General features: G+C 65.3%; 9 protein-coding genes. 6 read left to right on the top strand and 3 right to left on the bottom strand.

The genetic code is table 11. The features are described from left to right. Positions 1-234 precede the first annotated feature (234 nt). The 3 genes from zapE to RFM52_RS28860 form a co-directional block, all read right to left on the bottom strand. Positions 235-1,437: a cell division protein ZapE gene (gene zapE, locus RFM52_RS28870; RefSeq protein WP_320298107.1), complete on the bottom strand. Its 1,203-nt coding sequence runs from the start codon at positions 1,435-1,437 to the stop codon at positions 235-237. A gap of 254 nt (positions 1,438-1,691) precedes the next feature. Continuing rightward, on the bottom strand, positions 1,692-2,231 hold the full coding sequence (locus tag RFM52_RS28865) for a protease inhibitor Inh/omp19 family protein (protein WP_320298108.1): 540 nt from the start codon (positions 2,229-2,231) through the stop codon (positions 1,692-1,694). Between the two features lie 197 nt (positions 2,232-2,428). Further along, positions 2,429-2,866, bottom strand: coding sequence for a VOC family protein (locus tag RFM52_RS28860; protein ID WP_320298109.1), 438 nt, complete (start codon positions 2,864-2,866; stop codon positions 2,429-2,431). A 125-nt stretch (positions 2,867-2,991) separates the two neighbouring features. On the opposite strand from RFM52_RS28860, the gene RFM52_RS28855 reads away from it, so the two are divergent. From RFM52_RS28855 to ftsY, 6 genes are all read left to right on the top strand, one after another. After that, positions 2,992-4,005, top strand: coding sequence for an MBL fold metallo-hydrolase (locus RFM52_RS28855; protein ID WP_320298110.1), 1,014 nt, complete (start codon positions 2,992-2,994; stop codon positions 4,003-4,005). Positions 4,006-4,073: 68 nt separating this feature from the next. Next, a complete protein-coding gene (locus RFM52_RS28850) occupies positions 4,074-4,643 on the top strand; it encodes a hypothetical protein (protein ID WP_320298111.1) in 570 nt (189 codons plus the stop codon). A 94-nt stretch (positions 4,644-4,737) separates the two neighbouring features. Then, positions 4,738-4,899 (top strand): DUF1328 domain-containing protein, encoded by a 162-nt coding sequence (locus tag RFM52_RS28845; protein WP_320298112.1) that lies wholly within the window; start codon positions 4,738-4,740, stop codon positions 4,897-4,899. Positions 4,900-4,971: 72 nt separating this feature from the next. Further along, positions 4,972-5,856, top strand: coding sequence for a diaminopimelate epimerase (dapF, locus tag RFM52_RS28840; RefSeq protein WP_320298113.1), 885 nt, complete (start codon positions 4,972-4,974; stop codon positions 5,854-5,856). Further along, on the top strand, positions 5,856-7,181 hold the full coding sequence (mtaB, locus tag RFM52_RS28835) for a tRNA (N(6)-L-threonylcarbamoyladenosine(37)-C(2))-methylthiotransferase MtaB (protein WP_320298114.1): 1,326 nt from the start codon (positions 5,856-5,858) through the stop codon (positions 7,179-7,181). The genes dapF and mtaB overlap by 1 nt, the downstream gene beginning before the upstream one ends. Positions 7,182-7,194: 13 nt before the next feature. Continuing rightward, positions 7,195-8,904 (top strand): signal recognition particle-docking protein FtsY, encoded by a 1,710-nt coding sequence (gene ftsY / locus RFM52_RS28830; protein ID WP_320298115.1) that lies wholly within the window; start codon positions 7,195-7,197, stop codon positions 8,902-8,904. Positions 8,905-8,922 lie beyond the last annotated feature (18 nt).

Here is an 8,922-nt window from a genome sequence, read left to right as displayed (position 1 = left end):
TAGCCTGTCATGTGGCGATCTTAGTTGGCACCATTGCCAACGGCTATTCTCAACCGTTGCATTCTACGGCCTGCGTCACGGCATGGATTCTAGGGTCTTCGCGCGTCGCTTCGCTCCTTGCTTCGCCCTAGAATGACGAAGAATACGCCGCCGCTTCACGCTGTCGCGCTGGATTTCGCCAACCTCCCACGATGCAAAGGGAGTGGCGACACAATATCCTACCCTACCCTACCCCTACCCCTGCGCCTGCCTCGCCTCCGCGGCCGGCGCATTCGGCTCCCGCCGCTCCGCCCAGTCGTCCAGCCAGTCGCGGCTTTGCATCTCGACCAGACGCGAGGCGGTGCGCTCGAATTCGAACACTTCCGTACCGCGCTTGGCGGTATAGAGCCCTTCGGGCGGCGCCGCGGCGCTCATCACCAGCCGCATGTGGTGGTCGTAGAGCGTGTCGATCAAAAGGATGAAGCGCTTGGCCTCGTTGCGCTTGCCTTCGCCCAGCACCGGCACATGGTCGATGAAGACGGTCGAGAAACGGCCGGCGATTGCCAGATAGTCGCGTGCGCCGAGCGGCTTTTCGCAGAGATCGGCAAAGGAAAAGCGCGCGGCGTCGCCGGCCGCGCGCGGCACGACGAGATGGCGGCCTTTCAGAGTCAGCGTTACCTCGCTGGTCGGCTGGCCGTGGGTCATCGCCTCCCAGGCATCGTCCAGCGCGCGGTCGGCCGCGGCATCGTCGGGCGTGACATAGACCGGCTGGCGGTTGAGCTTTTCCTGCCGGTAGTCCTTGTCGGCATCGAGCGTCATCACATGGGCATTGCGCTCGAGCAGCGAGATGAACGGCAGGAAAAGCTGGCGGTTCAGCCCGTCGCGATAGAGGTCCTCCGGCGCCACGTTGGAGGTGGCGACCAGCACCACGCCGCTGGCGAACAGCGCCGAGAACAGGCGCGACAGGATCATCGCGTCGGCGATGTCGGTGACGGAGAACTCGTCGAAGCACAGCACCCAGGCTTCATCGGCCAGCGCCCGGGCCACCGGCGGGATCGGGTCGTCTTCCTTGACGTCGCCATTCTTGCGCGCCTGCCGGTGCTTCTGGATGCGGTCCTGCACATCGGCCATGAAGTCGTTGAAATGCACGCGGCGCTTGCGACGGACCGGCAGCAGCTCGAAGAACACGTCCATCAGCATGGTCTTGCCGCGACCGACGCCGCCATGAATGTAGAGGCCCTTGACCGGCTCGCGCGGCTGCCGTTTGGCCGCGAACAGCCAGCCCAGCGCGCTCGATTTCTGCGCCAGTCTTTTTGCCGAGATCTCGTCGGTCAGCCGGTCGAGCGCGGCGACGATGCGCTCCTGCGCCGGGTCACGCGCGACCGCGCCGCTCTGGACGAGATGATCGTAGCGCTGCCTGACGGTCGCATGGGTCTGGATACCGTCGCGCAGATGCATGGATCACGTCATTTATATCGAGCAGAATGCTCTAAGAGGCACCAAGGGTATGCTGAGATTCAGGTCAGGCCGAGCCGAGAATGGTGGCTTACGAAAACCGGAGCGGAGCGTACTTGAAGTACGTGAGCACCGGCCTATGCCGGCCATAGCCTCAATTTGACTTCCGCGCCAGTCATAAGTGCTTCGGCCGGCGAAGGCCGGAAGCGCAGGAAGCCGCCGTTCGCAGACCGGCATCACCTGAATATCTGCATACCCTACCTTGTAAGCGAGATCGGCTGCCCGCTGGAAGTCTGGCCGTCGAACTTTTCGCCGCCCGACGAATAGAGCCTGGCCAGCGTGCCGCCGTTTTCGTCGTAAAGCGTCAGCTGCTTGCCGGCGACATTCCACGACTTGATGCCGTCGATCGGAGCCGGGCAGTGCAGCGGACCGGCGCGGTAGCCGGCGCCGAATTTGGTCTGCGGTGTCGCCACCTTGCAGCTCTGTCCGGAGACATTGACATTCCACACGCCAGCGACGCTGGCCGCGGTGAGGTCGGTGGCGCCGGCGGGCGGCGCGCCGCCCGCCGGCAGCGAGGCGACCTGGGTGTTCTTCGGCGCGGTCGGGAACTGCGACGGGTCCGTGGTGCCGGGAGCTGCCGGAGGCGGCAGCTGATTCTGCGTCACCGTGCCGGAGGGCGCCGGCGTCAGCGGCGCCGGCTGCTGATCGTCCATCGACGAGAAGCGCGAGGTCGAGCAGCCGCTCGCAACCAGCGCGGCCAGCGATACGGCCAAAAGGCCAGTCCTTGAAAAATGCATCTTCAACCTCCGTCGGATCTGGCCGGGGGGAGCCATCCGCGTAATCTCCGCTCCACCAAGATGGCGAAGGTGGCAGAATTTCAACCCGATATGGTTAAAATAGGGTTTTCGAAGCGGCTGTTGCAAATTTATCGCAGCAAGGCGGCGGCACCGCGAAGATGCCAGAGACAACCTATTAAGTTATTGAAATAACCATATTAAATCCGGGCACTCGGCACGAACACATAACCGTCCGGACCGACGATGTAGCATTCGCGCAGGCCATGCGGCTTGTCGATCGAGCCGGCCAGCACGATGTGGCCGAGCGCCGCCGCCTTTTTCTCGATCGTATCGGGATCGGCGCCGTAAAGGCGCAATTCGATCCCGGCTCCGCGCGTCTCGGCGCCCGCGGTAACGCCCGTCATCGGATTGTCGAGATAGGAATGGTCGGCATGCAGCATGAAGATCGAGCTCAGAAGCTCGATCGCAGCAAAGTCCTCGTCGGCATAGATGATCCGCGCGCCAAGCGCGTCACGACAGAAAGCCTCCATCGCCGCCATGTCGGTGACCAGAAGGTTGACGCCGACCCCGTGCGGCAGCGAGCGGCCGAAATCCTCGGCCTTCATCCAGGGTGTCTTGGTTCGCTTCATCGCCATGGTGGTCGTCCCCCTCCCGCGATCCTAAATGAAGCGGGCTTAGGCCATTGGCATTCGCCGGCAAAATGCTTGCGCCAGGCAGGCGCGTCCTTATCTCAGGAAGGACCGAGCCGGCGGGAGACAGAATGGCCGCGAGAAAAAGAACCGCCAACCGCTATTACAGCGGCCCGCCCAGCGATCATTTCGACGGCGCCTTGTTCTTCAATCCCGGCGGCAAGCCGCCTGGGCGTTTCACCGATCTCCTCAAATGGCAGTTCGGCGGCGGGCGGGCGAAATGGCCGGCGGCCTTTCCGAGCCCCCATCCGCCGGCAAGACCGCACGTCCGGATGGAAGGCAGCGCGCTCAGGCTCACCATGATCGGCCATGCCTCGCTGCTCATCCAGACGGCGGGCCTGAACATCCTGACCGATCCGGTCTGGTCGGAGCGCGCCTCGCCTTTCGCCTTTGCCGGCCCAAGAAGGGTCAATGCGCCGGGGATTGCCTTTGCCGACCTGCCGCCGATCGATCTCGTGCTCGTCAGCCACAATCACTACGACCATCTCGACCTCGCCACGCTGAAGCGGCTGAAGGAGAGACACGACCCGCTGGTGATCGCACCGCTCGGCAACGACGCCATCATCAACCGCGCGGCGCCAGGCATGCGGCTCGGCGTCCATGATTGGGGCGACAGGTTCAGCGTCGGCGCGGCCGCCATCCATGTCGAGCCGGCGCATCACTGGTCGGCGCGCGGCGGGCGCGACCGCCGCATGGCACTGTGGGCGGGGTTCGTCATCGAGACGGACGGCGGCAACATCTATTTCGCCGGCGACACCGGTTTCCATGGCGGCATCAATTACCGGCTGATGGCGCAAAAGCATGGCGGCTTCCGCCTCGCCATCCTGCCGATCGGCGCCTACGAGCCACGCTGGTTTATGGCGCCGCAGCACCAGAACCCGGAGGAAGCCGTTCAGGGCATGAAGCTGTGCAACGCCGCCTTCGCCGCCGGCTGCCATTGGGGCACGTTCCACCTCACCGACGAGCCGGTCGAGGAGCCGGCGCAGAAACTGGCCGAGGCGCTGCAGGCGCAAGACCTGCCGCCGGAGCGTTTTCGCGCGCTGAGGCCTGGAGAGGTATGGGACGTGCCCGATATCATCGTGTAGCAATAGGCTGTCGGGCCTGCGGGCGAACTTTCGACCACGATACCGAAGCAATATCCGGGAGAAGCACGATGAAGCCTTTTGCGATAGCCTTGGCTGCGCTCGCCTTGACGACGGCCACGGCCGCATCCGCGGGCGAAATCGCCGACAAGGCCGCCGAAGCGGAGAAAGCCCTCCAGTCCAACGATGCTGTAGGCGCGCTGACGAAATTCCGCGATGCGGAGGAAGCGCTGTGGAAAGCAATGCCGCTTGCCGTGCTGAACGTGAAGCAGATCAGTTCGGCCAGCGGCTTCGGTGTCTACACGGAGCGCCCGGACCATATCTACAAACCGGGCGAGGAGATCGTGCTCTACATGGAACCGGTCGGTTATGGCTACGGCTCCGACGGGTTGGGCAACAACCAGATCGCGCTTTATGTCGACCTCACGGTGCTGACCCAGTCTGGCGAGAAGCTGGGCAGCTTCGAGAAGCTCGGCCGCGTCCAGCTCGCCTCGCGCTCGCACAACCGCGAAATGTTCTTCAAGCTGAACGTCTCCGTGGATGGATTGCCAGCCGGCAAATACCGCGCGGATTTCCTCATGCATGACGAGAACTCGCAGAAGACGGCGCCTTTCACGACCGACTTCGAGATCGCTCAATAGGATGTTTCGGCATCAGCCTCGCGACGACGGAACCAGAGTGCCGCGGACGCGTTCCTAAGTCGCTGCAAACACTGTCGATTTGCGAGGTTTTTCCATGATCAAGTGGATCATCATCCTTTTGATTGTCGCCGCTGCCGCGAGCCTGCTCGGCATGCCGGCGCTGGCCGGCGCCGCCGCCACCGGTGCGCGCGTCCTCATCGGCATCGTGCTCATCATCTTCCTGCTGATCGTGCTTGGGGTATTCGCGGTCACGTAAGACGCGGCCGGACTGGTAATTCCTGCCCGTTTCCGCCATATAGCGGCCAAACGGATTGGAATGACCGGTTAGATGGCAGGCAGCGCCCCCTTCGCCAAGATGAACGGCATCGGCAACGAGATCATCGTTGCCGATATGCGCGGCCGTGCCGACAAGGTGACGCCGGCCGCGGCGATCGCCCTGAACGGCGACGTGGCGACCAAGTTCGACCAGATCATGGCGATCCATGATGCCCGCACACCGGGCACCGCCTATTATATCGACATCCTGAATTCCGATGGCACCAGCGCGCAGGCCTGCGGCAACGGCACGCGCTGCGTCGTCCAGGCCTTGGCCGCCGAGACCGGCCAGAAGAGCTTCACCTTCGAGACCCGAGCCGGCATCCTGAATGCCGAGGAGCATGCCAACGGCCTGATCTCGGTCGACATGGGCAAGCCGCGCTTCGGCTGGCAGGAGATCCCGCTGGCAGAAGAGTTCCGCGACACTCGTATGATCGAATTGCAGATCGGCCCGATCGACGCGCCGGTTCTCCATTCGCCCTCGGCGGTATCGATGGGCAACCCGCATGCGATCTTCTGGGTCGACAACGACGTCTGGTCCTACGAGCTCGATCGCTTCGGCCCGCTGCTCGAGAACCATCCGATCTTCCCCGAGCGCGCCAACATCACCATTGCCCAGGTCACATCGCCCGAAACCATGATCATTCGCACCTGGGAGCGCGGCGCCGGCCTCACCAAGGCCTGCGGCTCGGCCGCCTGCGCCGCCGTGGTCGCGGCCGCTCGCACCAGGCGCACCGGCCGCCGCGTCTCGCTGCTGACGCCTGGCGGCGGCGAGCTCAATGTCGAATGGCGCGATGACGATCACGTCATCCTGACGGGTGCTGCCGAATGGGAATTTTCCGGCAGCTTCGATCCCTCGACCGGCGTCTGGGCCCGCGACACCGAAAGCGCCGCCTGATGTCCGCCCTTGAAAAAGGCGCGGCCCAAGCCCTCACCGGCAAGGGTATCGACGTCGTCACCTTCGGCTGCCGCCTCAACACCTATGAATCGGAAGTGATGCGCCGCGAGGCGGAGAGCGCCGGCCTGGGCGCGCTGCAAGGCGGCGCCGTCATCTTCAACACCTGCGCCGTCACGGCCGAAGCCGTGCGCCAGGCCAAGCAGGCGATCCGCAAGGCGCGCCGTGAGAACCCTTCAGCCCGCATCATCGTCACCGGCTGCGCGGCACAGACCGAGCCGCAGAATTTCGCCGCCATGGACGAGGTCGACCTCGTGCTCGGCAATGAGGAGAAGCTCAAGGCCAACTCCTACCGCGCGCTGCCCGATTTCGGCGTGAACGACACCGAGAAGGCGCGCGTCAACGACATTTTCTCGGTGCGCGAGACAGCCGGCCACATGGTCGACGCCATCGAGGGCCGGGCGCGCGCCTTCGTGCAGGTGCAGAACGGCTGCGACCATCGCTGCACCTTCTGCATCATTCCTTACGGCCGCGGCAACTCGCGCTCCGTGCCGATGGGCGCGGTGGTCGAGCAGGTCAAGCGTCTGGCCGGCAACGGCTATGCCGAGATCGTTTTGACCGGCGTCGACATGACCAGCTTCGGCGCCGACCTGCCGGGCAGCCCCAAGCTTGGAAAGCTGGTGAAGACCATCCTGCGCCAGGCGCCGGACGTGAAGCGGCTGCGGCTGTCGTCGATCGATTCCATCGAGGCCGACGACGACCTGCTCGACGCCATCGCCACCGAGCAGAGGCTGATGCCGCATCTGCATCTGTCGCTGCAATCGGGCGACGACATGATCCTGAAGCGCATGAAGCGGAGGCATCTTCGCGACCAGTCGATCCGCTTCTGCGAGGACGTGCGCAAGCTGCGCCCCGGCATCGTCTTCGGTGCCGACATCATCGCCGGCTTCCCGACAGAGACCGAGGCGATGTTCGAGAATTCGGAAAGAATAGTCGAGGAATGCGGGCTGACGCATCTCCATGTCTTTCCGTTCAGCCCACGCGAAGGCACGCCCGCCGCGCGCATGCCGCAGGTTCGCCGCGAGGCGGTGAAGGCGCGCGCCGCGAGGCTGCGCGCCGCCGGCGAGGCCGCCTATCGCCGTCATTTGTCGTCGCTGCCCGGCACGCGGCAGTCGATCCTGATCGAGCGCGACGGGCTCGGCCGCACCGAGGGTTTCACACTGGCCGCGATCGACGCCGGCGCGCCCGGCGAGATCGTCGAGGCCGTGATCGCCGGCCATGACGGTGCCCGACTGATTGCGGCTCCGCTTGCCGCGCAAGCCGCCTGAGACTGCGAGACGCATGGCTGGTTTTTTCAAGAAGATATTTTCGTTCGGCAAGAAAGAGGTCGTCGAGGAGCGCGTCGACGAGACCGCCCCGCTGCCGCCGATCAAATGGGATCAGCTGGACGCGCTGAAGCCGGAGGCCGATCAGGCCGCGCCGGAAGTTTTGGCGCGCGACGAACAGCAATCTGTGGCGGAGGCCGCTCCGGCGAGAGAACCGGCTCTTGAGCTTGCCCCCGCTCCGCTGCCCGAAGAGCCTACGCCCGCGCCGGAGCCGACGGTCCCGCCGGAGCCCGAGCCGATCGTTCCCACCGAGCCGGAACCGCTGCCGCAGCCCGAAGAAGAACCGCAACCGGCGCCTGAGCCTGAGCCGCCGGCACCGGAGGAAGTGCCGCCGGCGCAACCTGGGCCTTCACCCGCGCCGGAACCAGCGCCTGAGCCTGTCCCGCAGGAGGTGCCCGCGCCCGCGCCGGCTGAGCCGGAGATCGCGCCTTCCCGCCCTGAACCGCAGCCCGAGCCGGCACCGGCCGAAGTGCCGACACCGCCGAGTGAGGTTCCAGCCGAGACACCTGTACCAATCGAGGTGCCGCCGGCGGAGACGCCTTCTGTAGAACCATCCGCCGAAGCGGAAATCGCGCCCCCTATTCGACAGCCCGCGCCTGTCGAGCCGCAGCCCATCCTTGCCGAGATCGCACCCGAACCGGACGCCCTGCCGTCGCCGCCAAATCCGGCCCCCGCCGCCGGCAAGGTCACGGTCTCGAAAAAGGTCGAGCAGAAGGCCGAGCCGGTGAAAGCGCCGGAGCCGGCGCCGCGGCGTTCCTGGTTCCAGCGCATGCGCGAAGGGCTCGCCCGCTCCTCGCGCGAGCTCACCGGCAACATTGCCGGCGTCTTCACCAAGCGCAAGCTGGACGAGGAGACGCTGCTAGACCTGGAGGACGTGCTGATCCGCGCCGATCTTGGCGTCGAGACGGCGCTTCGCGTCACCGATTCACTCGCCTCCAGCCGCTATGGCCGCGACGTCTCCGACGCGGAAGTCCGCGCCGTGATGGCGGCGGAGGTGGAGAAGGTGCTGGCGCCGGTCGCCAGGCCGCTCGAGCTCGACCTTAGCCACAAGCCGCATGTCGTCCTGGTCGTCGGCGTCAACGGTACCGGCAAGACCACCACCATCGGCAAACTCGCCGCCAAGCTCACCGATGGCGGCCTGAAAGTGATGCTGGCGGCTGGCGACACGTTCCGCGCCGCCGCGATCGAGCAGCTCAAGATCTGGGGCGAGCGCACGAAATCGCCGGTCATCGCCACCAAGCTCGGCGCCGATGCGGCGGGCCTCGCCTATGACGCCTTCGAGAAGGCGAAGGAGGCCGGCTCCGACGTTTTGATCATCGACACGGCCGGGCGCCTGCAGAACAAGACCGAGCTGATGGCGGAACTGGAAAAGATCGTGCGCGTGCTGGGCAAGCTCGACCCGGAAGCGCCGCACACCGTGCTGCAGACGGTCGACGCCACCACGGGCCAGAACGCGCTGAACCAGGTCGAGATCTTCCGCAATGTCGCCGGCGTTAACGGCCTTGTGATGACCAAGCTGGACGGCACGGCGCGCGGCGGTATTCTGGTGGCGATCGCCGCCAAGCACCGGCTGCCGGTCTATTTCATCGGCGTCGGCGAGCAGGTCGACGACCTCGAACCGTTTTCCGCCAGCGAATTCGCGAGGGCGATCGCCGGCGTGGCTTGAACAAAGGCATGATCTTGG

The organism is Mesorhizobium humile (genome assembly GCF_033977215.1).
Classification (GTDB): domain Bacteria; phylum Pseudomonadota; class Alphaproteobacteria; order Rhizobiales; family Rhizobiaceae; genus Mesorhizobium; species Mesorhizobium humile.
Note: the sequence above shows the minus strand (reverse complement) of the source record. Positions and strands in the feature narration are given on the sequence as shown.